Here is a 25915-nt window from a genome sequence, read left to right as displayed (position 1 = left end):
CCAACCACGAATGCCTGCATGGATCACTCTTCCGACCGCGCTGCCGCCCGCCTCGCCTGGGCGCGCAAGGCGCTAGCCAATCCGTCGCTGACGCTCGAATCCGCCTCCGCGGATGCGAGCTTTCGCAGTTATTGGCGTGCCCATCACCACGGTCGCAGCTGGATCGTGATGGATTCGCCGCCCGCCAAAGAAGATCCGCGCCCATGGCTGAAGATCGGCCGTGAATTGGCGGCGGCCGGACTGCATGTGCCAGCGGTATACGACCAGGATCTCGAACAAGGTTTCTTGCTGATCGAAGACCTGGGCACGCAGCTGTATCTGCCGGCCTTGAATCCGGACACGGCCGACGCGCTGTACGGCGATGCGATGCATGCGCTGCTGCAGATGCAACGCCTGATGGACTATGCCGACCTGCCGCCGTTCGACCGCAAGGTGCTGATCGGCGGCCTGGAGATCATGCCGGAATGGTTCCTGGGCCGGCATCTCGAGCATCGGCCCGATGGTGCCGAACAGCAGGTGCTGGAGGCGGCCTTCGACGTGATCGTGCGCAATGCACTGGAGCAGCCGCGCTGTTTCGTGCACCGCGATTTCCATAGCCGCAATCTGCTGATCGTCGATGCGAACTCGCCCGGCGTCATCGATTTCCAGGGCGCGCTCGCCGGCCCCATCACCTACGACCTGGCCTCGCTGTTGCGCGATGGCTATATCGCCTGGCCGCGCGCGCAGGTGGAGGCGTGGGTGGAAAGCTACCGGTGCAAGCTGCTCGATGCGCAGCTGATCGGCGCGGACATCGATAGCAAATCATTCCTGCGCTGGTTCGACCTGACCGGGCTGCATCGGCATGTGCGCGTACTCGGCCAGTTCTACCGGCTGTGGTATCGCGACGGCAAACCCGGTTATCTCGCCGACGTGCCGCGCGTGTATCACTACGTGGTGTCGGTGGCGCGCAGCTATCCTGAGCTGGCCGATTTTGTCGCGTTGCTCGAACGGCATGCGCACGGCCGCGACCTCACCCAGGTCACGCCGGCATGAGGCATGCCCTGATCTTTGCCGCCGGCCTGGGCGAGCGCATGCGTCCGCTCACCGAGCACACGCCCAAGCCGCTGCTGATGGTGCGCGGCAAATCGCTGATCGTATGGCATCTGGAAAAGTTGGCGGCGATCGGTGTGCACTACGTCGCCATCAATACCTCGCACCTGGCCGATCAGTTTCCCGAGGCGCTCGGCGACGGCTCGCGCTGGGGCCTGCGCATCCGCTACGCCTATGAAGGCCCTGCTCCGCTGGAAACCGGTGGCGGCATGCTCAATGCGCTGCCGCTGCTGGGGCCGGAGCCGTTTATCGTGGTGAGCGGCGATGTATGGACGGATGCCGATTTCGCCACCCTGCCGGCCGAGCCGACAGGCGTTGCGCATCTGCTGATGGTGGATAACCAGCCGCATCATCCGCAGGGCGATTTTGCGCTGGACGAGCATGGGCTGCTGCATGACCGCGGCGACCAGCGGCTTACCTACAGCGGGATCGGCGTGTATCGCCGCGAGTTTCTGGATGGATGGGCGTCGCTGGTGCAGGCCGAAGGCAAGCCGCCGCGGTTCAAGATCCGGCCGCTGCTGGAGGCGGCGATGGGGCGTGGTGCTGTTACCGGCAGCCATCATGGCGGTGCGTGGACCGATGTGGGTACGCCGGAGCGGCTGGCTTCGCTCAATACGTAGCGCCGCGGGGGGGGTGGGTTGCGCCGGACTTGATTCGGGGTAATCCAACGATGTCGCTTCGAAGATAGATCGTTGGGTTACGCTGCGCTAACCCAACCTACGTGCACGGCAATTGTTACGGCGTTTTGGGTGTTGCGGTTGCCATCACCACTGCGGCCGGCACGATATTGCTGGTGGGTGCCGGAATCGGCGCTGCCTGTGCCTCCTCCTGCGATAGCGCCGCATCCTGCGCCTGCTTGGTCATCAGGATGATGCTGATGCGGCGGTTGATCGGATCGCTGGGAACGACTTTGTCGAACGGCACCGAGGCCGCCAGGCCGACCACGCGCGCAATCTTATCCTCGACCAGGCCGCCATCCAGCAACGCACGCCGCGCTGCATTGGCGCGATCGGCCGACAGCTCCCAGTTGCTATAGCCGTGTTCGCCGCTGTACGGCGCATCGTCGGTGTGGCCGGAAATGCTGATCTTGTTCGGCGCCTGGCCGATGAAACTCGCCAGCTCATGCAGGATCGCAACCGTATAGGGTTCCAGCGTGGCGCTGCCGGTATCGAACATCGGCCGGTTCTGCTTGTCGACGATCTGGATGCGCAGGCCTTCGGGCGTAATATCGAGCAGCAGCTGATCCTTGAACGGCGCCAGCGCCTGGCTTTTCTCGATCGCCGCATGCAGCTGCTGCATCAGGTTTTCCAGCCGCGCCTTTTCCTGTTCGCGCGCGAGCTTTTCCACATCCGGTGCAGCACTGCGGGAAGCGCGCAGATCCTTGCCGGGGCCGTGCGGAATATCCATCGCACCGCCGAGCTTGATCGCGCTGTCGCTGGCGCCGCCGGGGCCCATCTTGCCGGGCGGCGCCATGGTGGCGTTGCCTTGCACCATGCTCGGATTCTTGAAGTACTCGGCGATCGCGGCGCGCTGTTGCTTGGTGCCCACGCCGATCAGCCACATCACCAGGAAGAACGCCATCATCGCGGTAACGAAGTCGGCGTAGGCCACCTTCCAAGCACCGCCGTGATGGCCGTGCTTCTGGCGCCGGCCGCGACGGACGATGATCAGCTGTTCTTCGCCTTGCTCGCTCACGCCGGGGCCCCGGCGCGACTGCCTTTAAGATGTTCTTCGAAATCCTGGAAGTTCGGGCGCGCCTTGGGCGACAGCGTCTTGCGCGCGAACTCCACCGCCACCTTGGGGTTGTAGCCGCGCAGATTGGCCAGTAGCGCCACCTTCACGCACTCGAAGGCGCGGCCGTCTTCATGCACGCGCGCTTCCATCGCCGCACCCAGCGGGCCGACAAAGCCGTAGCAAAGCAGGATGCCGAGGAAGGTGCCGACCAGCGCACCCGCGATGTGTTCGCCGATCTGCGAGGTATCGCCGCCGAGCTGCGACATGGTGGTAACGATACCAAGCACGGCCGCAACAATGCCGAAACCGGGCAAGGCATCGGCCATCTTGGTGACCGCCATCGCCGGTGCTTCCGCTTCGTGCTGGTGCGTTTCCAGCTCCACTTCCAGCAGCTGTTCCAGTTCGTGCGGATTCATGTTGCCGCCGACCATCAGGCGCAGGCAGTCGGTGATGAATTCGATCAGGTTGTGCTCTTTCACCAGGCGCGGATAGGCGCTGAACACCGGGCTCGATTGCGGATCTTCGATATGCGATTCCAGTCCCAGCAAACCTTGTTTGCGGACCACGCCGAAGATGTCGTACAGCAGCGCGAGCAGATCCACGTAATCCTGCTTGCGGTATTTGGGCCCCTTGAACAGGGCCACCATATTGCTGAACGCCTCTTTCACGATCTTCGACGAGTTGGCCGATAGAAACGCGCCGACCGAACCGCCGCCGATGATCAGCAGCTCGCATGGCTGCCACAGCGCAAGAATATGGCCGTGCGCCAGGATGTAGCCGCCGAACACGCAGCCGAGCACGACGACGGAACCGATCAGGACAAGCATGTGCGCTCCAGGCAGGACACTATGTCCTAGTCAGGCTTATCGACCGGGCGGCGGCGAAATTGAGGCGAAAAAGTGATAACGCGTTGGCAGGTGAATGTTTGAAATTTCAGGTGACGCGCAGCGTCACTTTTCGAACGCACAGCGGCACACGCTGCGCTGCGGATCCGCCTCTCCCATCACGCGGTGATTGCCCGATCGTCATTCCGGCGACGGCCTGCTTGCTTTGCTCGCAGCAAATGCAAAACAAAACGGCCCGGATAACCGGGCCGTTTGCATACACAAAAGTGAACCGCGCTTACGGGCGGCGCGCCAGTTCCGGATTTTCCTTGGTCACCGGCATCAGATCCTTCTTCGACACGCCCAGCCACAGCAGGATCGGGCTGGCCACGAAAATCGAGGACAGCGTGCCGACCAGGATGCCGATCAGCATGGTGATCGCAAAACCGTGCACCGACGGGCCGCCGAAGAAATACAGCGCGGCCATCGCGATGCTGGTGAACAGCGAGGTGATGATGGTTCGCGACAGCGTGCTGTTGATCGAGCGGTTGAGCACTTCTTCCGGCTCAGCCTTGCGCGAGGAACGGAACAGTTCGCGAATACGGTCGAACACCACCACCTTGTCGTTGATCGAGTAGCCGATCACCGCCAGCACCGAGGCCAGCACGGTAAGGTCGAATTCGCGTTGCACCAGCGAGATCACGCCCAGGGTTACCAGCACGTCGTGCACTTCGGTGGCCAGCGCGGCAAACGCAAAGCGGCGCTCGAAGCGGATCCACAGATACACGCCGATGCCGATGATCACGAAGATCGCCGCGGTCACGCCGTCGCTGCGCAGCTGTTCGCCCACCTGCGGGCTCACATAGCTGCGGCTGGCGATCTTGGCATCGGGACGCGGCGCCTGCAGGGCCTTGGCGACGTCGCTGGCGATCAGGTCGAGGTTGAGCGACGGACCGGCCGGCTGCGTGTAGTGCGTATCGTCCTTGGTCTGGAAGCGGATCAGCACGCTGCGCGTGCCGCCCATGCTCTGCACCACCGCGTTCTGGATGCCGCCCTTGTCCAGCGCGGTGCGCACGTCTTCGATCGACACCGGATTGTCGTAGGCCACTTCGGCGCTGATGCCGCCAGTGAAATCCAGCGCGTAGTTCAGCCCGCGCGTGCCCAGCAGCGCAACCGAGGCCACCATCAGCAGCACGGCCAGGCCGACGGTGAACTTGCGGATGCCGAGGAAGTGGATATTGCTGTTGTGATTGAAAATTTCCATGTCGTTCCCCGTTACACCGACAGCGTCTTGAGCTTGCGGCCGTGATGGATCAGTGCCGTGATCGCGTGGGTCACCGTGACCGAGGTGAACATCGAGGTCAGGATGCCGATCAGCAGCGTCACGCCGAAGCCCTTGATCGGGCCGGAGCCCATCGTGGTCAGCGCCAGCGCGGCGATCAGGTGGGTGACGTTGGCGTCGAGAATGGTGGCCCAGGCTTTTTCATAACCGGCGCGGATCGCCGCCAGCGGAGTCGAGCCGTTGCGCAATTCTTCGCGTACGCGTTCGCAGATCAGCACGTTGGCGTCGATCGCCATGCCCAGCGTCAGCACGATACCGGCGATGCCCGGCATGGTCAGCGTGACGCCGACCATCGACATCACTGCCACCAGGATCACCAGGTTGAAGAACAGCGCGATATCGGCCACCAGGCCGAACAGCTTGTAGTAGATGGCAGCGGCGAGCAGCACCAGGCCCAGGCCCAGCATCACCGCCTTCAGGCCCTTGTCGATGTTGTCCTGGCCGAGGCTGGGGCCGATCACGCCTTCGGAGATGATGTCCATGCGCGCGGCCAGCGAACCACCCTTCAGCAGCAGGGCCAGCTCGGAGGCTTCCTTCGCGCTGCCCAGGCCGGTGGTCTGGAACTTGTTGCTGAAGACGCCGTTGATGGTGGCGTAGTTGATCACCTGGTAGGTGGTCTTGGGCGTACGCACTTCCTTGCCGTCGACGATCTTGGTGTCGGTGGTACTTTCCACGTACACCACCGCCATCGGCTTGCCGACGTTGTCGCGGGTGAAGTCGAGCATCTTGGCGGCGCCCGCCGAGTTCAGCGTGACGTTCACGCTGGGCGAACCGCTCTGCTGGTCGTTGCCGGAAGAGGCATCCACCAGTTCGTCGCCAGTGGCGATGATGCTCTTGCTGACCAGGAACGGTGCGCCTTCGCGGTTGTAGTACAGGTGCGCGTCGGGCGGCACATTGCCGGTCTTCACCGCATCCTGCACGGCCGGATCGCGCGCATCGCCCAGGCCCGCCACGTATTCCAGCGTGGCGGTGGCGCCGATCACTTTCTTCGCTTCGGCCGGATCCTGCACGCCGGCCAGTTCGACCGAGATGTGATCCTCGCCCTGCGCCTGGATCACCGGCTCGGACACGCCCAGCGCGTTGATGCGGTTGTTCAGCGTGGCAAGGTTCTGGCGAATGGCGCCGGTGGCGAGGTCGCGCAGCTTGTTCGGCTTGATCGAGGCATTGAGCACGAAGCGGTTGCCGGTGCTGGCGCCGTCGGTGACGTTGAGATCGGTGAATTCGGTGGCGATCGCATCGCTGGCCGCGCTGCGGTCGGCGGCCGAGCCCAGCACCACGTTCACGCCCTGGCCGCGGGTGGGATCGCGCGCCACGGATACGAACGAAATCTTCTTGCCCTTGAGCAGCGAGGCGATGTCCTGGGTGTAGCGGATTTCCTGCTTGTCGACCACGTCATCCTGGTCGACCGCCATCAGGAAGCGCACGCCGCCCTGCAAGTCCAGGCCCAGCGGCATCGGGCGGCCGCCGATGGCGGTGAGCCACGCCGGCACGGTCGACTGCAGGTTGAACGCGGCGGTGTAGTCGTCGCCCAGCACCGGTTTCAGCGCATCAGCGGCGGCCTTCTGCAGATCGCCGTTGGCAAAGCCGATCAGGATCGAATCGCCGTGGGTGACGTCGTGCTTGAGGCTGGTGTCCAGGTACGCAATCTTGGCTGCCTGCAGCGCCGCGGTGACCTTCTGCTGCAAGGCCTGGTCTACCGCCGCGCTATGCGTCGCCGCGACCTGCACCGCGGGCTTGGGGATATACAAGTTAGGCAGCGCGTACAAGGTGCCGGCAATCAGCACCACGGCGACCAGAAAGTATCTCCAGCGAGGAAAATCACTCATGCCCTGCATCCATAAAATCCGCGGCGCCAGGGCCGCGGAATAGCGTCAATGTGATAGGAAACCGGTCCGTCCAGCGGAACGGTCAGGACGACTTCAGCGTGCCCTTGGGCAACACCTGCTGCACTGCGCTCTTCTGCAGCTTGATCTTCACGTTAGGCGCGATTTCGACGGTGATGAAGGTTTCGCCCACATCGTCCACACGGCCGGCGATGCCGCCGTTGCTGACCACTTCGTCGCCCTTGGCCAGGCCCGAGATCAGCTGGCGGTGCTCTTTCTGCCGCTTCATCTGCGGGCGGATCATCATGAAATACATCAGGCCGAACAGCACGATCATCATGATCAGCATGGAGAGGCTGCCACCGGCAGCGCCCGGCGCGGCCTGCGCCAGCACGAAATTCGTCGAAAGGCTCATCATCTTGTCCCGCAAGTTGTGGCCGTGGCAGGAGTTTTTGCCGCGTAGCCAATAAAAAGACCCTGGATTATGCCATGCGCCCCGGTGCTATGCACGGCACGGCAATCCGCCCCAAGGCCAGTCCATGTGGCCTTGGGACAATGTTTCCAAGCCCGGGTTTCCGCCTAGTCGCGGGCGCCCTGCCGGCGGGCATAGAACTGCGTCACGAAATCGTCCAGCCGCCCTGCCGCGATAGCCTCGCGCAAGCCGGCCATCAGCTGCTGGTAGTGGTGCAGGTTGTGGATGGTGGCCAGCTGGCTGCCGAGAATCTCGTTGCAGCGGTCCAGGTGGCGCAGGTAGGCGCGGCTGAAGCCGTTGCGGCAGGCATAGCACGCGCAGCCTTCCTCGATCACCCGCGTATCGCTGGCGAACTTGGCGTTGCGGATGCGCAGCGTGCCCTCGCTGGTGAACAGGAAGCCATTGCGCGCATTGCGGGTAGGCATCACGCAATCGAACATGTCGATGCCGCGCCGCACCGCCTCCACGATATCTTCCGGCCGGCCCACGCCCATCAGATAGCGCGGGCGGTCCTGCGGCAGCAGCGGCACGGTGAAATCCAGCGTGTGGTTGCGCTCGGCCTCCGGCTCGCCCACCGCCAGGCCGCCCACCGCATAACCGTCGAACCCGATCTGCACCAGGCCTTCGGCCGAACGCCGGCGCAAGTTTTCGTAGACGCTGCCCTGCACGATGCCGAACAGCGCATTGGGGTTCTTCTGCTCGTTGAAGGCGTGGCGCGAACGCTCGGCCCAGCGCAGGCTCAGCTCCATCGACTCGGCCGCCACCTTTTCAGTCGCCGGATACGGTGTGCACTCGTCGAAGATCATCGCGATATCCGAATCGAGCACGGTCTGGATGCGCATCGATTCTTCCGGCGACAAGAACACCTTGGAACCGTCCACCGGCGAGGCGAAGGTCACGCCCTGCTCGGTGATTTTGCGTTTGTGCGCCAGCGAGAACACCTGGAAGCCGCCGGAATCGGTGAGGATCGGCTTGTTCCAGCCGATAAAGCGGTGCAGGCCGCCGAATTCGCCGACGATCTCCAGCCCCGGCCGCAGGAACAGGTGGAAGGTGTTGCCCAGGATGATTTCGGCGCCCACTTCCAGCAGGTCGCGCGGCGTCATGGCCTTGACCGAGCCGTAGGTGCCCACCGGCATGAAAGCCGGGGTTTCCACGGTACCGCGGTCGAAGCTGAGGCGGCCACGACGGGCGGCGCCGTCGGTGGCGAGGAGGTCGAAATGCATGGAGGTCATCGGTGAATTATGACATTTCTCGCCCCCCAAGCCCCGCTGCCCGTAGGTTGGGTTAGCGAAGCGTAACCCAACAATGTTGCGTGTCTCGGGTGGAGATTTGTTGGGTTACGCTGCGCTAACCCAACCTACGGGCCGTGCGGCAGGATCAGCATGGCGTCGCCGTACGAGAAAAACCGGTAGCGCTGCTGCACCGCATGCGCGTAGGCGCCCAGCATGTAGTCACGCCCCGCCAGGGCCGACACCAGCATCAGCAAGGTCGACTGCGGCAGGTGGAAGTTGGTGATCAGGCCATCGATGCTGGTGATGTGGTAGCCGGGAAAAATGAAGATCTGCGTTTCGCCGGCAAACGGCCGCAGCACACCTTCCACCGTGGCGCTTTCCAGCGCGCGCACCACCGTGGTGCCCACCGCAATCACGCGTCCGCCGGCACGGCGCGTGCGGTGGATCTGATCCACCAGCCCCGCACCGACATTCAGCCATTCGCGATGCATCTGGTGATGGGACAGGTCGTCCGCGCGCACCGGCTGGAAGGTGCCCGCGCCCACGTGCAAGGTGACGTAGCCGAAGTCCACGCCCTGATCGCGCAATTGCTGCAGCAAGCCGGTATCGAAATGCAGCCCCGCGGTAGGCGCCGCCACCGCGCCGGGCTCGCGCGCATATACCGTCTGGTAGCGCTCCATGTCGCTGGCATCGGCATGCCGCGAGATATACGGCGGCAGCGGCATTTCGCCCAGGCGCAGCAGCAGGCGCTCCAGCGGCTCGGGCGATTCGAAGCGCAAGCGGAAAAAACTCTCCTCGCGCCCCAGCACGGTGGCATGACTGCCATCGGCCAGCTCGATCGTGGTGCCGGGACGCGGCTTCTTGCTCACGCCCAGCTGCACGATCGCCTCATGCGTGCCGGTAACCCGCTCGATCAGGATCTCCACCGCACCGCCGCTGGGCTTGTGGCCGTAAAGGCGCGCAGGCAGCACCCGCGTATCGTTGAACACCAGCAGATCGCCCTTGCGCAGGAATCCGGGCAATTCGCGGAACATCCGGTCCTGCCAGGTCTGCCCCGGCACATCCAGCAGCAGCAAACGGCTGCCGCTGCGCTCGGCCAGCGGGGCTTGCGCGATCAGCTCGGGCGGCAGGTCGAAATGGAAGTCGGATTTCTTCACGGAGCGGAATTCAGCGTCGAATGGGCCATTATCGCCCAAAGCGGGCGCCGCATAAAAAAGCGCCGCCCCGAGGGACGGCGCCGAACTTCATCAACCCTTGACGCACAGCACCTGGCGCAAGGTATGTACCACTTCCACCAAGTCGGTCTGCGCCGCCATCACAGCGTCGATCGACTTATAGGCGGCCGGCGACTCATCGATCACCGCGGCGTCCTTGCGGCATTCCACGTGGCGGGTCGCCTCGTGGTGCTGCGCCAGCGTGATCTGCTGGCGCGCCGCGGTACGGCTCAGCACGCGGCCGGCACCGTGGCTGCAGCTGTGGAAGCTGTCCGGATTGCCCTTGCCACGCACGATATAGCTGCACGTGCCCATGCTGCCCGGAATGATCCCCAGCTCACCCGCGCGTGCGCTGACTGCGCCCTTACGAGTGACCAACAACGATTCGCCTTGATGCGTTTCGCGCTGCACATAGTTGTGGTGGCAATTGACGGCCATCTTCTCCAACTGAAACGAAGGCAGGCGATGACGCATCTCGTTCAAAACCCGCGCCGTCATCGCCTCACGGTTGTGCCGCGCGTAGTCCTGCGCCCAGGACACTGCTTCCACGTAGTCGTCGAACAGCGGCTCGCCTTCCATGAAGAAAGCCAGGTCCTTGTCCGGCAGATGAAAGCCGAGCACCCGCTGGGCCAGTTGCTCACGCGCACGCTCGATGAAATACGTGCCGATCAGGTTGCCGGTGCCGCGCGAACCGGAGTGCAGCATCACCCATACCGCATCCGCCTCGTCCAGACAGACCTCGATAAAGTGATTGCCGCCGCCCAGGGTGCCCAGCTGCTGCGCAAGCTTGTCGGTGCGGATCTTGCGATGTTTAGCCTTGATCAGGTCCAGCCGCTCGACCAAGCCCGACTCGGCCACGCGCGTGCCGATGCTGTCAGGCAACCGGCAATGATCGCCGCCACGCCCATTGCCCACCGGCACCCCGCGCTCGATGCTCGAACGCAACTGCGCGAGATTGTCCGGCAGATCGCCCGCACGCAGCGTAGTACGCACCGCGGCCATGCCGCAGCCGATGTCCACGCCTACCGCCGCCGGGATGATCGCGCCCCGCGTGGGCACCACCGAACCGACCGTGGCGCCCTTGCCCAGATGCACGTCCGGCATCACCGCCACCCACGGGCCAACGAACGGCAACGCCGCGATGTTCTGCAGCTGGCGATGCGCCTGCTCTTCCAGCGGCACGCCATGCACCCAGCCCTTGATCGGCGTGGCGCTGCCTTCGGCGTGCAGCCATTCATACTGTGAACTTGTACTCATCTCGTCCATCCTTGCTGAGCCGGCGCAACGCTTCCCTGCGCTGTGCCGGTGTTTATTGCTTCAACGTCACCAACTGGTTCAGCACGCCATCCAGGCCGCCGAACACGGTGAGCTTGTCGATCTTCTCGGTGACCTTTTCCAAGGCCTCCAGCTCCTTCAGGCGCATCAATACCGGGCTCTCCTCAATCAGCTTGGCAGTGTTGAGCAGGGAACGCGTGGCGTTCGCCTCCTCGCGACGACGGATGACGTTGGCCTGCGCCGTCTTCTCCGCCTGCACGACACTGTTGAGGATGTCCTTCATCTCGCCCGGCAGGATCACGTCCTTCACGCCTACGCCAAGCACCTCCAGACCCAGCTCGCCGACCCGGCCGTGCACGTAGGCATAGATATCGGCGTCCAGCGAAGCCTTGTCGCCGAGCAGTTCGTCCAGCGTCTTGGCCGAAACGGCCTTACGCAGTCCGTACTGCAGTTCGCGATACAGGTAGTCGCCGTACTTGGCGACCTTGGTACGCGCGGCAACCGGATCGGTCACGCGCAGGCTGGCGGCCAGGTTGACGCGCAAGCTGACCTTGTCGCGCGTCAACAGCTCCTGGCCCGACACCTCCAGCGACTGCACGCGCAAGTCGATCACCTCTGCGCTGACGTTCTTGCGGAAGCTCCAGAACGCGTGCGCACCAGACGCCAGCGTGCGCATCAGCTTGCCATCGACAAACAGCAGACCAGCCGACTCGGCCGGCACGTCCACCGCTACCGCCACCTTGGCGAGCAGACCGAGCTGACGCAAGCGCGCCACCACGTCCGCCTCGACCTCCAGCGACGCCGTCATCGAGACCAGCCGCACGTCGATGCGCACCAAATCCTTCCAGTACAGCTTGCGCGTACCCGGCGCCAGCACATCCTCCAGCTTGCCGTTCTTCAGCACCAGGCCAACCTGGTCGGTGGCGACGTCGGCCAGCACAAAATGCGCGGCCAGCTTGGCGTTCATCGAACCCATCAACAGCTCCGCATCGTTGCCGGCGTATTCCGGGCGCGCGATGTTGTGCACCGCCACGCTGATGCGCTTGAACGGGTCGAAGTAACGATAGACGCCTGCATCCAGGACATCCTGCAATCGACGGTTGCGATACAGCAAACCGCGCTCGCCGTCGCCGATTACGATTTGCTTGATCCAGAACATGGGAATGCTCCTTGCAATCTCTTCGCGGTCCACGTCTTTTGCGCCGCCTGCACAGGTGGACCATTGCCGTGCAGTGGCGTGATGCAGGGCGCACCACGGCCTCCCTCGCGGGATCATCGTGTCCGCATGGCGCGGACCTCGATCGAAACGAATAAGGTGGAAACACCTCTTCACGCATGCGTGGCGGAACGTTCGTGCCTTGCGCGGGGAGGTCGCCGCGTGGCCGGCAATACGGCGCACCGTACTGCCATCCTGCGCGAAAACCCGCCCGCACGCGGGACGTACACCCGGCTACGCACCCGCTGCATCGAATGGCGACTGCCTTTCCGTGGCGGTCGACCCAGCCGACACACGAGGTGTTTCCTGGGGTGGGAACTTGCGTTCCCGGTCATGACTAGAAGTCATGTGGAGCGGGAGTCGAACCCGCGACACTCGGTTTCATAGACCGATGCTCTACCCTACTGAGCTATCCAGTGGTTGACGTACCGGAGTCGAACCGGCCACCAACGGCATCGAATGCCGCTGCTCTACCTCTGAGCTAACGTCACAGTCGCAACACTCTCGTACATGTTTCGGCATACGCCACGGCACAGCCGCGCGCACCAGACGGGCATGAGAACCCGAACCGCTGAAAACCTGCCGATAAATGCTGCGTATTGCCGACATTCCATCGGCAATTCATGAAGGCGCAAGCGCCTGTTATTGATGAACTCGATTTCCCGCACCACCCGCGCCGAAGCATCCAGGCGCAGCGCACATGCGCTTGTCGCAGCCGCGCCCCTGCCTCGGCCGCTGCTACGGCCGGATACTTCGGGGCGGAAGTAAATTCCTGAAAATCGAATACAAAAACCTGGTTCGATGCATGCACATCCCTTGCGAACGCCTAAAACAAAACGCCCCCGGGCATTGACCCGAGGGCGTTCGCGTTCGCCTCGGGAGATCGGGTGACCGATCTCCACAAGAGCATCGGTCGTTTAGAAGAAATCTTTCCGCAGTGCATGCCCTTCACGTCGCACGCACGGCATCGCGTCGCGCATCGGGCGCGGCAGCGAAGCAATGTTGGCAAAGTGATACGACATGATTAATTCCACTGAGAATATCGCCGGCACCGGCGAAGGACGCGAACATTACGCGAGCCGTATTTAGCTTGCAAGTGCTTTTTAAGCGTGTAGGAATAATTCCTACACGCTGCATTCAAAATATTTTTTATCCACGCTTTCGATTAAAGCGTGTATTCGCATTGATGGTGTTTCAGAAAATCAAAGCCAGCCTTTCTGACGCGCCAGGCGATACGCCTCGATCCGATTACCCGCACCCAGCTTGCCGATCGCCTCGGAAAGATAATTGCGCACCGTGCCATGCGAGAGATTGAGATGGCTGGCGATATCGCTCGCCGACTGCCCTTCGCCGGCCAGACGCAGCACCTGGCGTTCGCGATCGTTGAGCGGATCGGCTTCCGACCATGCCTCCAGTGCGAGCTGCGGATCGATCGAGCGGCCACCGCGATGTACGGTGCGCAGTGCTTCGGCGAGATGTTCGGCCGGTGCATCTTTCAGTAGATAGCCCGACACACCCGCGTCCAAGGCGCGCCGCAAAAAGCCGGGGCGCGCGAAGGTGGTGACGATGATCGACTTGATCGGCAATTCGTAGCGCTGGATGCGCTGCACCAGCTCCAGGCCGGTGATGCCGGGCATTTCGATATCGGTCACCAGCACATCCGGCTTGAGGCGCTGCACTTCGCGCCACGCCGACTCGCCATCGGCTACCGAGCCCAGCACTTCGATATCCGATTCCAGGTTCAGCAGCGCCGACAAGGCGCCGCGCACCATGGCCTGGTCTTCGGCCAGCAGCACGCGGATCATGCGGCACCTCGCACAAGACCGGCGCCGCCATCGGCCTGCGCCGCATGGCTGTGCAGGGCGCGGTTCTTCGCGCCGAGCGGCACGCATACCTGCAGGCGGGTACCACGCTTGGGCGGGGAGTCGATCGACAGCGTGCCGCCCAGTGCGCTTACGCGTTCGCGCATGCCGTTGATGCCGTTGCCCTCGGCGCTCTGGCCGCCGCGCCCGTTATCGCAAATCTGCATCTGCAGTTTTTCCGTGGTGAGGTCGAATCGCACGCTGGCCTCGGTGGCGCCTGCGTGCCGGTGGATATTGGTGACCGCCTCGCGTATGACCAGCGCCAGGCCGCGTTCCACTTCGACCGGCAGCGACGGCGGCAACTGACCGTAGTCCAGATGCACGGCCGAAGATTCCAGCAGCAGGTGGGCGGAGGCGAGTTCGGCGGCAAGATCGGTGGCGCGGATGCCGGTAACCGCTGCGCGTACTTCGCCAAGGGCATGGCGCGCTACGTTTTCCGCCTCTTCCAGTTCACGGCGCGCAGCGGTCGGATCGCGGTCGAACAATTTGCGCGACAACTCCAGTTTCAGCGTGATCAGCGACAAGGTGTGTCCGAGCAGGTCGTGCAGGTCGCGACCGATCCGTTCGCGCTCGGCTGTCGCCGCCAGCCGCCGCACTTCATCCTGCGACAACTTCAGCGCCGCATTCTTTTTTGCTGCATGGATGCCGACGTTTACCACGGTGCTGATCACCGCCACCATCACGATCAAATAGGCCACGACCTGCCACGGCATATGACCCAGCGAGGCGATCACGGCAAAGACTGCGCACATGCCGGCAACATGCAGCAGATATCTGCCCCAGGCATATTCGCAGACACGCAACATCACGCAGCCGTAAATGAAGTAGCAGCCGCCGGCACCGCCATCGAAGCCGAGGGTCACGTAGCCGAGCAAGGCAATGCACCAGGAATAAAAGTAGATCGAGCGCTGCGGGCGAATGATGCAAAACGCATAGAGCAGCAGGAAGACCGGATAGGTCGCCACCACGGTGAACAGCCACCGCAGCGTGAAGCCGCGGCTGTCCATCAAGGGCCCGAAAAAGATCCACACCGACCATAGCAAGTGGACCGCATCGATCCAGGGGTTATGGCCCTTGCGGATATTCTCCGCCGCCTCCGAATCCGGAGCGGGCTTCAACCATGCTGGCACGGGTAGTGAGAAAGACATGGTCAGGATCCCCGATTGCTATGGCCGGTATCGTACGTCAACCGTAACGGCGCAGGCGACGGGCGGCGATGACCAGGAACACCACCGTGTAGCCCAGCAGCGCCAGCACATGGCCTGCGATATTGCCCTGCTGCACGCCCAGCGCTACCAGCCCCAGTTCGTGCAGGTGAAAGCTCGGCCACACCGGCGCCATCTGCTGCAGCGCCTTGGGTAGCAGATTCATCGGAATCCACAAGCCGGAAAGAAAGGACATCGGCAGATAGATCAGGTTGAGCACGCCGGGCGCGCCCTGCCCCTTGATCAAGGTGCCCACCAGCATGCCCAGGGCGCAGAACGGCACCACGCCCAGCACACCCAGCAGCAACAGCAAGCTGGCCTGGCGCAACGTGATGGCGAGGTGCGCCATGCCCACGCTCATCGCCAGCAGCAGCAGGATGACGGCCGCCGCCGCCAGCATGGCCATCAGCATCTTGCCGAGCAGATAGGCGCCCGGCGGCATCGGCAATGCGCGCTTGTAGGTCAGCAGGCCGCCGTCGCGTTCCAGCGCCAGCGAGATGCCAAAGCCGAACAGCCCCGGGCTCATCACGCCGAATACGCCGTAGCTCACCAGCAGGTAGCGCGCTACGTCGGGACCGGCGGCGTGATTCATCACGATGCCGAACAGCAAATAGAACATGGTGGGGAACAGCGTGATTGGCAGCATGAAACCGGGATTGCGCATATAGCGCAGGCATTCGCTGCGCGCCTCCGCCAGGTAGGCGCCGAGCACACGGCGAAAACCCATGCTGCCTGCAGCGGCCGCAGCGGTGTTGGTGATGGTTACGGCGTTCATTACGCAGCCTCCTGTTCCAGCGCGGGTTCGTCACGGGTGAGTTCGGTGAAAACGTCGGCCAGGCCGGCACGCTGCACTTCCAGTTCGCTCAGCGTCTCATCGGCGGCCAGCAGGCGGCGCAATACGTTTTCCGCCGCATGCGTGCTGATGCGCAGGCGCGCGCCATCGCGTTCGGCGCTGGCCACCTGCGGCCAATTCGCCACGGTCGACGCATCGATATCGCTAACGCAGCGGATCCGCGTAAGCGGTACTTGCGCGCGCAGTGCATCCACCGTGCCTTCGCTGAGCACGCGGCCCTTGCCCATCACCACCACGCGCTGCGCCAGCGCTTCGGCTTCTTCCAGATAGTGGGTGGTCAGCACCACCGAGCAACCTTCGGCCACCAGGCTGCGCATGGCGGCCCAGAGCTTCTGGCGGGCATCGATATCCATGCCGACCGTGGGTTCGTCCAGAAACACCAGCTCGGGGCGGCCGCACAGCGCCAGCGCAAATTGCACGCGCCGCTGCTGGCCGCCGGACAGCTTGCCGTAAGGCCGCTGCAACAGATCGGTGACACCGGCCAGTGCAGCGCTTTCCTGCAGCGGGCGTGGATTCGGGTAATAGCTGGCGACCAGGCGCAGCAGCTCGCCCACGCGCAAGGTCAGCGGCAGCATCGCCGTCTGCAGCATCACGCCGATGCGCCGGCGCGCCTCGATCTGCTGCGGATCGCGACCGAACAGCTCCACCCGCCCGCCATCGGGGCGGATCAGGCCCAGCAGCAGGCTGATGCTGGTGCTTTTGCCGGCCCCGTTGGGACCCAGTACCGCCAGCAGTTCGCCGCGGTGCAACACGAGATCTACGCCGTCCAGCGCGGTGAGCTGGCCATAGCGTTTGACTGCGCCCGAGAGCCGGGCAACGACATCGGATGTGGTGTTCATGGGTGGTCCCTCCTTGCACTGCAGCGTAGGCAGCACAAGGGTTCCAGCCCAGTTGTCAGCGTCAGCCATCGCTGATGACAGGCGTCATCCGGGGGTACCGGCGGCCCCTGCCCGCAGGTTATCCTGATGGGCGTACGCCAGCGGTTTCCCCCACGCGGCGAGTGCGAATCGGGTTTCTTGCCCTCGGGCCCCTAGCGCCCATCCCGCACGCAATAGTTATGTCGGCCTGCTTTGCGCTGGGTGTGCGAGGCGCCGGTGAGAGTCGAGGAGAGTAGTCATGGGTGTGATCGATCAGCTGCGCGAATTGCGCGAATTTGGCGGCAAGCCGCGGACCACTGGCCTGGACGACGCCACCATCGAGCGCATGGCCGCGCTTGATCCACAACTGGGCAAGGCGATCACCGAAGCGGTTGCGCGTCATCAGGAACTGCGTGCCGAGCTGGCCGATTTCCTCAAGCTCGACGAAGCCGAGCAGTTGACCCAGGCGCAGGCCGGATTCGTGAATTTCTATCCGGACGATGCGATCAATCCGTACTTGCCGGCCAGCGCGCGCGGGCCGTGGGTGATTACGCTGAAAGGCGCGGTGGCGCACGACAACGGCGGCTACGGCATGCTGGGTTTCGGCCACAACAACGAAGCAATCGATGCGGCCCTGGCGCGCCCGCAGGTGATGGCCAACGTGATGACGCCGAGCGTGTCGCAGATGCGCTTCACCCAGGCGATGCAGCGCGAGCTCGGCCGCAACCGCGGCGCCAATCCGTATGTGCAGTACCTGTGCCTGAATTCGGGTTCGGAATCGGTGGGCCTGGCCTGCCGCATTGCCGACGTCAACGCCAAGCTGATGACCGACGCCGGTGGCCGCTATGCCGGCCGCACGATCAAGCGCGTGGCGGTGAAAGGCGCGTTCCATGGCCGCACTGACAAGCCGGCGCTGTATTCGGATTCTTCGCGCCGCACTTATCAGCAGCACCTGGCCAGCTATCGCCATGAAGACACGCTGCTTACGGTGGCGCCGTATGACATCGCCCAGCTCGAAGCGGTGTTCGCCGATGCCGATCGCCATGGCTGGTTTATCGAGGCGCTGTTCCTGGAACCGGTGATGGGCGAAGGCGATCCCGGCCGCGCAGTGACGCCCGCGTTCTATCAGGCGGCGCGCGCGCTGACTGAAGCACACGGCTCGCTGTTGCTGGTCGATTCGATCCAGGCTGGCCTGCGTGCGCATGGCGTGCTGTCGCTGACCGACTATCCCGGCTTCGAAAAGCTGGCGCCGCCGGATCTGGAAACCTTCTCCAAGGCGCTCAATGCCGGCCAGTATCCGCTGTCGGTGCTGGCGGTGACCGACCGCACTGCCGGCCTGTACCGCAAGGGCATCTACGGCAACACCATGACCGCCAATCCGCGGGCGCTGGATGTGGCGCTGGCCACGCTCGACCAGCTCACCGATGAAGTGCGCACCAATATCCGCGTGCGCGGCAAGGAATTCGTCGACAAGCTCAATACGCTGAAGGACGAGCTGGGCGGCCTGATCACCAAGGTGCAGGGCACCGGCCTGCTGTTCTCGTGCGAACTGGCGCCGCAGTTCAAGTGCTACGGCGCCGGCTCCACCGAGGAGTATCTGCGCGAGCGCGGCATGGGCGTGATCCATGGCGGCGCCAACTCGCTGCGTTTTACGCCGCACTTCAAGATCACCAGCGCGGAAGTGGACATGGTGATTGCGCATGTGCGCCATGCGCTGCTGGAAGGGCCGCGCAAGAGCGAAGCGCGCGCGGCGTAAGCCTCCCCGCGTAAAACCCGCACACCACTCCCGTCATCCCGGCGCAGGCCGGGATGACGGCGAGCAAGGCAATGCGCGCTAAGTAGCTTTCCCCTGTCATGCCCAGGGCATAGACTGCCTCAGCCGGCACAACCGCCGGCCATAACTTCAGGAGGAAGCATCATGTCCATGCGTTTCAGCCTGCTCGCCGCCAGTGCAGTCCTGGCCCTCGCGACCACTACCGCCTTCGCCGCACCGCAGAGCTCGTCCAGCACGGCGGGGCATTCCACCAAGTTGGGCCAGTGCAGCCACGCCAACGCAGGCAAGACCGGCGCCGATTACAAGGCCGCCGTCGCCGGCTGCATGAAGGGCGACAGCACCGCCGCCCCGGCCGCCGACGCCAAGAAAACCCAGCAGCAGAAAATGGCCGACTGCAGCCATGCCAATGCCGGCAAGAAGGGCGCCGACTACAAGACTGCGATGAGCAGTTGCCTGAAAAGCGGCTCCTGAGAGCGGTTCATTGCCGATGCCGGCCCATCGAGGGCGTCGCCAGCCGGCGGCGCCCTTTTCGTTTGCCGCTATGCTTGCGGCCTCACTCTGAAAAATACCTTGCGCATGAAGATCGTCGAAGTCCGCCACCCCCTGATCCAGCACAAACTCGGCCTGATGCGCCGCGCCGGCATCAGCACCAAGGAATTTCGCGAACTGGCGTCCGAAGTGGGCTCGCTGCTCACCTATGAGGCCACCAAGGATCTGGAAACCATCGAAGCGCAGATCGAAGGCTGGGCCGGCCCCGTGAAGGTGCAACAGATCAAGGGCAAGAAGATCACCATCGTGCCGATCCTGCGTGCCGGCCTGGGCATGTTGCCTGGCGTGCTGGAGCTGATTCCGGCGGCCAAGGTCAGCGTGGTGGGATTGCAGCGCGATGAAGAAACCCTGCAACCGATCGCCTACTACGAAAAACTCACCGGGCGCATGGATGAGCGCATCGCGTTGATCGTCGACCCGATGCTAGCTACCGCAGGCACGCTGGTCGCGACCGTCGACATGCTCAAGGCGGCCGGCTGCAAGCGCATCAAGGGGCTGTTCCTGGTGGCCGCGCCGGAAGGGCTCAAGCGCATCGAAGCCAGTCATCCGGATATCGAGATCTATACCGCATCGATCGATGAACGGCTCAACGAGCAGGGTTACATCCTGCCGGGGCTGGGGGATGCGGGGGACAAGATTTTCGGCACGAAGCAATTGCCTTCGGCGGAATAAAAAGCACGCGGGCTTTCGTCAAAAAGCTCCAGTCACACCGCACCGTCATCCCGGCGAAAGCCGGGATCCAGCGACTGGCGACCGCGTAAAGACACTGGGTCCCGGCTTTCGCCGGGATGACGGTGGGCTAAAGCAGCGATATCGAGATAGATCGAACCTGCACGTTTACGAGCGGCCAAACCGATCCGTCGCTTCCAGCAGCTCATGCGTAATACCCGGCTCGAACGCCGAATGCCCCGCATCCTGCACAATGCGCAAATCCGCCTCCGGCCACGCGCGATGCAAATCCCAGGCGCTGCGCATCGGACACACCACGTCGTAACGCCCCTGCACGATCACTGCGGGAATCCGGCGGATGCGCTCGACATGGCGCAGCAACTGATCGTCGTGCTCGAAGAAACCGCCATTGACGAAGTAATGGCATTCGATGCGCGCAAAAGCCAGGGCGAATTCGTCTTCGCCGCTGCTGCTGATATAGCCATCGTCCTGGAACAAAAAGCTGGTGGCGCCCTCCCACACCGACCATGCCCGCGCCGCATCCAGCCGCGTCTTTACATCCGGGCTGGTCAGGCGACGGTGGTAGGCGCTCATCAGGTCGCCGCGCTCCACTTCAGGAATCTCGGCCAGATAGGTTTCCCAGGCATCCGGATATAGCGCGTCGCAGCCCTTCTGGTAGAACCACTCCAGCTCCCAGCGGCGCAGCATGAAGATGCCGCGCAACACCAGTTCGGTGACTTTGTCCGGATGCGTCTGCGCATATGCCAGCGCCAGGGTGGAACCCCAGGAACCGCCAAACACCTGCCAGCGCGGAATACTCAGATGCTCGCGCAGCTTTTCGATATCGCCGACCAGATGCCAGGTGGTGTTGTCGGCAAGTTCCGCGTGCGGCGTGGACCTGCCGCAGCCGCGCTGGTCGAACAGCACGATGCGGTAAACGGCCGGATCGAAGAAACGCCGGCACTTCGGATTGGTACCGCCGCCCGGGCCGCCATGCAGGAACACCACCGGTTTGCCATTCGGGTTGCCGCTCTGCTCGTAGTAGAGCGTATGCAGGTCGGAAACCTTGAGTTGCCCGACATCATAGGGTTCGATCTCGGGGTACAAGCTGCGGCGGTGCTGGGACATGGCTGACGGCCTTACAGGGGGAAACGACATGGTACGGGTGGGCGCTGTACAACCCAAGCGGACCGAATGACTCCCTGCCCTATGGCAATAGGGCGCGGGGGCCGGATGTGCAGGTCAGGCAAACACCTTGCCCGGATTGAGCAAGCCATTCGGATCGAACACCGCCTTCACCCCGCGCATCAGCGCAATTTCCTCGGCGCTGCGCGTACTCTCCAGATAAGCCCGCTTCACCAGCCCGATCCCATGCTCGGCGGAAATACTGCCGCCATGCCGCTGCAGGGTCTGCGCAAGCAGCTTGGTCACGTGTTCGCACTGGGCGATGAACTGCGCATCGGCCAGCGTCTCCGGCTTCAGCACATTGATGTGCAAATTGCCGTCGCCGATATGGCCGAACCACACCACTTCGATCTGCGGATATTCGCGCGTCAGCAGCGCTTGAATCTCGTGCAGGAATCCGGGTACGGCGCCGATGCGCACGGAAACATCATTTTTGTAGGGCTTATGCGGCGCCAGGCTTTCGGTGATGCCTTCGCGCAGCCGCCATAGCGCGGCGGCCTGGGCTTCGCTTTGCGCGATCACGCCATCGCTGACCAGGCCCCGTTCCACGCACTGCTCGAACGCTGCCAGCGCAGCTTCCTGGGTGCGTTCATCGGGTGCGTCGAATTCGGTGACCACGTAATAGGGATGATCGCCGTCGATTGCGCGCTGCGCGCCATGCGCCAGCACGTGCTTCAAGGCAATGTCGGTAAAAAACTCGAACGCCTGCAGCGAGAGATGTGCGCGGAACAGCGCGAACACCTGCATCAGCGCATCCATATCCGGCAGCGCCAGCAACATCACCTGCGACGGCGGCGGCGGATCGGTCAGGCGCAAGGTGGCTTCCACCACGATGCCCAGCGTGCCTTCCGCGCCGATCATCAGCTGGCGCAGGTCGTAGCCGCTGGAGTTCTTGATCAGGCCGCGGTTGAGATCGAGCAGCTCGCCATTGCCCGCCACCACCTTGAGACCGGCAATCCACTCGCGCGTATTGCCATAGCGGATCACCCGGATGCCGCCGGCATTGGTAGCGATATTGCCGCCGATGGAGCAGGACCCGCGCGCGGCGAAATCCACCGGATAGATCAGCCCGTGCTCGCGCGCTGCCGTGTGCACGGTTTCCAGGGCGATGCCCGGTTGCACGGTCAGGGTGCGGTCCACCGCGTCGAAGCCGAGCACGCGGTTCATCCGCGCCAGGCTCAGCACCAGCTCGCCGTTCGCCGCCACCGCCCCGCCCGAAAGGCCGGTACGGCCGCCGGAGGGCACCAGCGCCACGTTGTGCTGGTTGGCCCAGCGCACGATGCCCTGCACCTCCTCCACCGAGGCCGGCAGCGCGATGGCCAGCGGGGCGGGCGTCCAGCGCCGGGTCCAGTCGCGGCCGTAGTGCTCCAGGTCGCCGGCATCGGTGAGCAGGCGCAGGTCGGGCAGGCGGGCAGCGAGGTCGGCGAGGGCTTCGTGGGTCATGGCGGCTCCAGATGCGGAGTCCCAGCCTGCCAGCGCCGGCGGCAGGCGTCCAGTGCTGCACCGCGGCAAAATCTGGCATAGTGATGAGCCTGTCTGCGGGCCATGCAGAGACCGCAGACAGGCTCTTACATCCAAATCCAGGGCCGCCATGAAGACTTCGTTCCCCAAGCAGGACATCAAGGTGTTGTTGCTCGAAGGCGTCAGCCGCACGGCCGTGGAAACCTTCCAGCGCGCCGGCTACAGCCAGATCGAGTACCACGCCAAATCGCTGCCCGAGGACGAGTTGAAAGCGCGCATTGCCGACGCGCACATCATCGGCATCCGCTCCCGCACGCACCTCACGGCCGACGTGCTCGAGCATGCCAAGCGCCTGATCGCGGTGGGCTGCTATTGCATCGGCACCAACCAGGTCGAACTGAGCGCCGCCGCCAAGTTCGGCATTCCGGTCTTCAACGCCCCCTACTCCAATACACGCAGCGTGGCGGAACTGGTGATTGCCGAAGCGATCATGCTGTTGCGCGGCATTCCACAGAAGAACGCGCTATGCCATCGCGGCGGCTGGACCAAGTCGGCAGCCGGCAGCTTCGAAGTGCGCGACAAGGTGCTGGGCATCGTCGGCTACGGCCACATCGGCACGCAGGTAGGTGTGCTGGCCGAAAGCCTGGGCATGCGGGTGATTTTCCACGACATCGAATCCAAGCTGTCGCTAGGCAATGCGCGCGCCGCCGCCGACCTGGACGACCTGCTCGAACGCGCCGACGTGGTGACCCTGCACGTGCCGGAAACGCCGTCGACCAAGCTGATGTTCGGCCGGACCGAACTGGCGCGCATGAAAAAAGGCGGCCTGTTGATCAATGCATCGCGCGGCACCGTGGTCGATATCGACGCATTGGCCGAGGCCTTGCGCACGGAGCATATCGGCGGTGCGGCCATCGACGTGTTTCCAGTCGAACCGAAGGGCAACGACGATGCTTTCGTCTCGCCGCTGCTGGGCATGGACAACGTGATCCTCACGCCGCATATCGGCGGCAGCACGCTGGAAGCGCAGGACAATATCGGTATCGAAGTGGCCAGCAAGCTGGTGCGCTACAGCGACAACGGCTCCACCCTGTCGGCAGTGAATTTCCCGGAAGTGACCCTGCCCGAACATCCGCGCAGCCGGCGCCTGCTGCATATCCATCGCAACGTGCCGGGCGTGCTGTCGCGTATCAACGAGCTGTTTTCGGCCGGCAACATCAACATCGATGCGCAGTTCCTGCAGACCACTGCGGACGTGGGTTATGTGGTGATCGACGTGTCGGCGGATGAGCAGCAGGCGGGCTCGTTGCGGGACAAGCTGGCGGCGATTCCCGGCACCCTGCGCGCACGCGTGCTGTATTGAGAGACCACACCCGTAGGTTGGGTTAGCGCAGCGTAACCCAACAATTCTCCGTCCGAAGCGAGCAACACCGTTGGGTTACGCTGCGCCAACCCAATCTACGCCCGCCGCTCAAGCCAGATCGCCTTATGCCGATAACGACTAAAACCGGCAACCTCCCCCATTGCGATCTGGCTTATGAAATTCCGTTTCCGCGATTTGCGTATCGCCATCCGTCTCGCCCTGCTCGGCGCCATCATGCTGGCCGCGGCGGTCATGGTCGGATTGGGCGGCTGGCGCGGCCTCACGCGCACACATGATCTGCAAGTCCAGTCCACCGAGACCGCTGCGAAGTTCGCCGCGGCGGTGGATACGGCGCGCGTGGCCCAGGTCGACTTCAAAAAGCAGGTACAGGAATGGAAAGACCTGCTGCTGCGCGGTGCCGATGCGGAAGCGTTCAAGACCCATCACGATGCCTTTGCCGCGCAATCCAGTGCGGTGGACCAGGACCTCGCCACGCTGAAGCAGCAGATGGCGGCGCTCGGCATCAAGACCGACAGCGTGGATGCGGCGGTGTCCACACATGCGCAGCTGGGCACCAAATACCTCGCCGCACTCCAGCACTACAATGCCAAGGACGAAAAAAGCGTGCACCTGGTGGACGGTATGGTCGCCGGCATCGATCGCGCGCCGACGGCGGCCATCGATGGCCTGGTCGCCACCATGAAGCAGCAGGCGCAGGCTGCCTCCTCCCAGATCGACCAGCAAAGCCGCGATGCCTTTCGTGCCGCATGCATGTTCCTGGTCGCCGTGGTGCTGTGCGCGATGATTACCGGCACTGTCCTGGTCGGACTGCTGGCCTACAGCATTACCGCACCGATCGGCCACGCCGTGAAAGTGGCGCAGGCCGTTGCGCAAGGCGACTTGTCCGCGCAAGTGGAAGCCAGCAGCCGCGATGAAGCCGGCAAACTGTTGAGCGCACTCAACGCGATGAACGGCCAGCTGCGCCAGGTGGTGAACGTCATCCGCACCGGCAGCACCGAAATTTCCGCCTCCACGCGCCAGATCGCCAGCGGCAACCAGGATCTATCTGCGCGCACCAGCGAGCAGGCGGCCGCGCTGGAAGAAACCTCCTCCTCGATGCAGGCATTCACCAGCAGCGTGAACACCAATGCGACGCGTGCGCACGAAGCCAGCCAACTGGCGGAAGCTGCCACGGATATCGCCAAGCAGAGCGGCACGGCCATGTCCGAAGCTGTGCATGCAATGGGCCAGGTGCAGGACGTAGCCAGCCGCATCACCGAGATCACCGAGACAATGGACCGCATCGCCACGCAAACGCATATCCTCGCCTTGAATGCCTCGGTGGAAGCGGCACGCGCGGGCGAAGCCGGCAAGGGCTTCAATGTGGTGGCCGGCGAGGTGCAATCGCTGGCACGCAATTCGCGCCATGCATCAAGCACGATCCGCTCGCTGATCGAGGAATCGGTGGTCATCATCGAAAGCGGCACACAGATGATCGCGCGCGCCGAATCGATGGTCGGCAAGCTGCTCGACAGCGTGGACCATGTTGCGCGCACGGTAGGTGCGATCGCTACGCAAAGCACGGAACAGGCCGCCGGCATCCGGCAGGTCAACCGCGCCGTGCAGCAGATGGACGAGGTCACGCAGAGCAACGCTGCCCTGGTGGAAGAGGCTGCCGCTGCGGCCGATTCCGTGCAGCGCCGCGCGCGCCTGCTGGAGGAAAGCGTGGCGTTCTTCAAACTGGGCGACAACCTCAAACCCGTCGCCCAGCTGCCATCCAAGGCAGCCGCGCGCGTCGCCGGCACCGCGCCGGCCATGGCGCCGGGACTACCCGCGGCGGCCTGACCCACCCAGCCGTTTGCGCCCCCGGAGCAGCCGGTCCGGCGCGCTCCGCCGGCGCCCTGCGCCGGCCTCCA

Annotated in this window: 22 protein-coding genes and 2 tRNA genes; 7 read left to right on the top strand and 17 right to left on the bottom strand. The window is 63.8% G+C overall.

Annotated elements, in window-relative coordinates; translation table 11 throughout:
* Positions 1 to 18 precede the first annotated feature (18 nt).
* Both IGX34_RS09590 and murU read left to right on the top strand, forming a co-directional pair.
* Entirely contained in the window at positions 19 to 1032 is a 1014-nt protein-coding gene (locus IGX34_RS09590) for an aminoglycoside phosphotransferase family protein (protein ID WP_192555485.1), read from the top strand.
* On the top strand, positions 1029 to 1709 hold the full coding sequence (murU, locus tag IGX34_RS09585; protein WP_192555484.1) for an N-acetylmuramate alpha-1-phosphate uridylyltransferase MurU: 681 nt from the start codon (positions 1029 to 1031) through the stop codon (positions 1707 to 1709). The genes IGX34_RS09590 and murU overlap by 4 nt, the downstream gene beginning before the upstream one ends.
* Before the next feature lie 115 nt (positions 1710 to 1824).
* Here murU and motB read toward each other — a convergent pair whose 3' ends face one another.
* From motB to IGX34_RS09510, 15 genes are all read right to left on the bottom strand, one after another.
* Complete coding sequence (gene motB, locus IGX34_RS09580) at positions 1825 to 2784, bottom strand: flagellar motor protein MotB (RefSeq protein ID WP_192555483.1); 960 nt, start codon at positions 2782 to 2784, stop codon at positions 1825 to 1827.
* The gene (gene motA, locus IGX34_RS09575; protein WP_192555482.1) at positions 2781 to 3650 is read right to left on the bottom strand and encodes a flagellar motor stator protein MotA; all 870 of its coding nucleotides are present in this window, start codon (positions 3648 to 3650) and stop codon (positions 2781 to 2783) included. Before motA ends, motB begins: the two co-directional genes overlap by 4 nt.
* A gap of 295 nt (positions 3651 to 3945) precedes the next feature.
* The gene (gene secF, locus IGX34_RS09570) at positions 3946 to 4911 is read right to left on the bottom strand and encodes a protein translocase subunit SecF (protein WP_192555481.1); all 966 of its coding nucleotides are present in this window, start codon (positions 4909 to 4911) and stop codon (positions 3946 to 3948) included.
* A gap of 11 nt (positions 4912 to 4922) precedes the next feature.
* A complete protein-coding gene (secD, locus tag IGX34_RS09565; protein WP_192555480.1) occupies positions 4923 to 6815 on the bottom strand; it encodes a protein translocase subunit SecD in 1893 nt (630 codons plus the stop codon).
* 82 nt (positions 6816 to 6897) lie between these two features.
* A complete protein-coding gene (gene yajC, locus IGX34_RS09560; RefSeq protein ID WP_192555479.1) occupies positions 6898 to 7227 on the bottom strand; it encodes a preprotein translocase subunit YajC in 330 nt (109 codons plus the stop codon).
* A 164-nt stretch (positions 7228 to 7391) separates the two neighbouring features.
* On the bottom strand, positions 7392 to 8516 hold the full coding sequence (gene tgt, locus IGX34_RS09555; protein WP_192555478.1) for a tRNA guanosine(34) transglycosylase Tgt: 1125 nt from the start codon (positions 8514 to 8516) through the stop codon (positions 7392 to 7394).
* Positions 8517 to 8641: 125 nt separating this feature from the next.
* Positions 8642 to 9673 carry a tRNA preQ1(34) S-adenosylmethionine ribosyltransferase-isomerase QueA gene (gene queA, locus IGX34_RS09550; protein ID WP_192555477.1) on the bottom strand — a complete coding sequence of 344 codons (1032 nt, stop codon included), beginning with the start codon at positions 9671 to 9673 and terminating at the stop codon, positions 8642 to 8644.
* 90 nt (positions 9674 to 9763) lie between these two features.
* Positions 9764 to 10987: an RtcB family protein gene (locus tag IGX34_RS09545; protein WP_192555476.1), complete on the bottom strand. Its 1224-nt coding sequence runs from the start codon at positions 10985 to 10987 to the stop codon at positions 9764 to 9766.
* Between the two features lie 52 nt (positions 10988 to 11039).
* Entirely contained in the window at positions 11040 to 12164 is a 1125-nt protein-coding gene (locus IGX34_RS09540) for a slipin family protein (protein WP_192555475.1), read from the bottom strand.
* A 406-nt stretch (positions 12165 to 12570) separates the two neighbouring features.
* Positions 12571 to 12636: transfer RNA gene (locus IGX34_RS09535), tRNA-His, on the bottom strand.
* Between the two features lie 2 nt (positions 12637 to 12638).
* Positions 12639 to 12711: transfer RNA gene (locus IGX34_RS09530), tRNA-Arg, on the bottom strand.
* A gap of 712 nt (positions 12712 to 13423) precedes the next feature.
* Positions 13424 to 14026, bottom strand: coding sequence for a response regulator transcription factor (locus IGX34_RS09525; protein ID WP_192555474.1), 603 nt, complete (start codon positions 14024 to 14026; stop codon positions 13424 to 13426).
* Positions 14023 to 15231, bottom strand: a complete 1209-nt coding sequence (locus IGX34_RS09520) for a sensor histidine kinase (RefSeq protein WP_192555473.1) — start codon at positions 15229 to 15231, stop codon at positions 14023 to 14025. Before IGX34_RS09520 ends, IGX34_RS09525 begins: the two co-directional genes overlap by 4 nt.
* Before the next feature lie 37 nt (positions 15232 to 15268).
* The gene (locus IGX34_RS09515; protein ID WP_192555472.1) at positions 15269 to 16063 is read right to left on the bottom strand and encodes an ABC transporter permease; all 795 of its coding nucleotides are present in this window, start codon (positions 16061 to 16063) and stop codon (positions 15269 to 15271) included.
* Positions 16063 to 16980, bottom strand: coding sequence for an ABC transporter ATP-binding protein (locus tag IGX34_RS09510; protein ID WP_192555471.1), 918 nt, complete (start codon positions 16978 to 16980; stop codon positions 16063 to 16065). Before IGX34_RS09510 ends, IGX34_RS09515 begins: the two co-directional genes overlap by 1 nt.
* 277 nt (positions 16981 to 17257) lie before the next feature.
* Between IGX34_RS09510 and IGX34_RS09505 the strand changes: the two genes are divergently transcribed.
* The 3 genes from IGX34_RS09505 to upp all read left to right on the top strand — a co-directional run bounded on the left by IGX34_RS09505 (position 17258) and on the right by upp (position 19993).
* Positions 17258 to 18754 carry an aminotransferase class III-fold pyridoxal phosphate-dependent enzyme gene (locus IGX34_RS09505; RefSeq protein WP_192555470.1) on the top strand — a complete coding sequence of 499 codons (1497 nt, stop codon included), beginning with the start codon at positions 17258 to 17260 and terminating at the stop codon, positions 18752 to 18754.
* A 162-nt stretch (positions 18755 to 18916) separates the two neighbouring features.
* Positions 18917 to 19243: a PsiF family protein gene (locus IGX34_RS09500; RefSeq protein WP_192555469.1), complete on the top strand. Its 327-nt coding sequence runs from the start codon at positions 18917 to 18919 to the stop codon at positions 19241 to 19243.
* A 105-nt stretch (positions 19244 to 19348) separates the two neighbouring features.
* Positions 19349 to 19993: a uracil phosphoribosyltransferase gene (gene upp, locus IGX34_RS09495; RefSeq protein ID WP_192555468.1), complete on the top strand. Its 645-nt coding sequence runs from the start codon at positions 19349 to 19351 to the stop codon at positions 19991 to 19993.
* 165 nt (positions 19994 to 20158) lie between these two features.
* Here upp and pip read toward each other — a convergent pair whose 3' ends face one another.
* Both pip and IGX34_RS09485 read right to left on the bottom strand, forming a co-directional pair.
* Positions 20159 to 21118, bottom strand: a complete 960-nt coding sequence (gene pip, locus IGX34_RS09490; RefSeq protein WP_192555467.1) for a prolyl aminopeptidase — start codon at positions 21116 to 21118, stop codon at positions 20159 to 20161.
* Positions 21119 to 21232: 114 nt separating this feature from the next.
* Positions 21233 to 22618, bottom strand: coding sequence for an FAD-binding oxidoreductase (locus IGX34_RS09485; protein ID WP_192555466.1), 1386 nt, complete (start codon positions 22616 to 22618; stop codon positions 21233 to 21235).
* A 148-nt stretch (positions 22619 to 22766) separates the two neighbouring features.
* Between IGX34_RS09485 and serA the strand changes: the two genes are divergently transcribed.
* Complete coding sequence (serA, locus tag IGX34_RS09480) at positions 22767 to 23999, top strand: phosphoglycerate dehydrogenase (protein WP_192555465.1); 1233 nt, start codon at positions 22767 to 22769, stop codon at positions 23997 to 23999.
* Positions 24000 to 24173: 174 nt separating this feature from the next.
* Positions 24174 to 25844: a methyl-accepting chemotaxis protein gene (locus IGX34_RS09475; protein ID WP_192555464.1), complete on the top strand. Its 1671-nt coding sequence runs from the start codon at positions 24174 to 24176 to the stop codon at positions 25842 to 25844.
* The last annotated feature ends 71 nt before the right edge of the window (positions 25845 to 25915 follow it).

Origin of the sequence: Dyella acidiphila (assembly GCF_014863405.1) — a bacterium.
In the GTDB taxonomy this organism is placed as follows: Bacteria; Pseudomonadota; Gammaproteobacteria; order Xanthomonadales; family Rhodanobacteraceae; genus Dyella_B; species Dyella_B acidiphila.
Note: the sequence above shows the minus strand (reverse complement) of the source record. Positions and strands in the feature narration are given on the sequence as shown.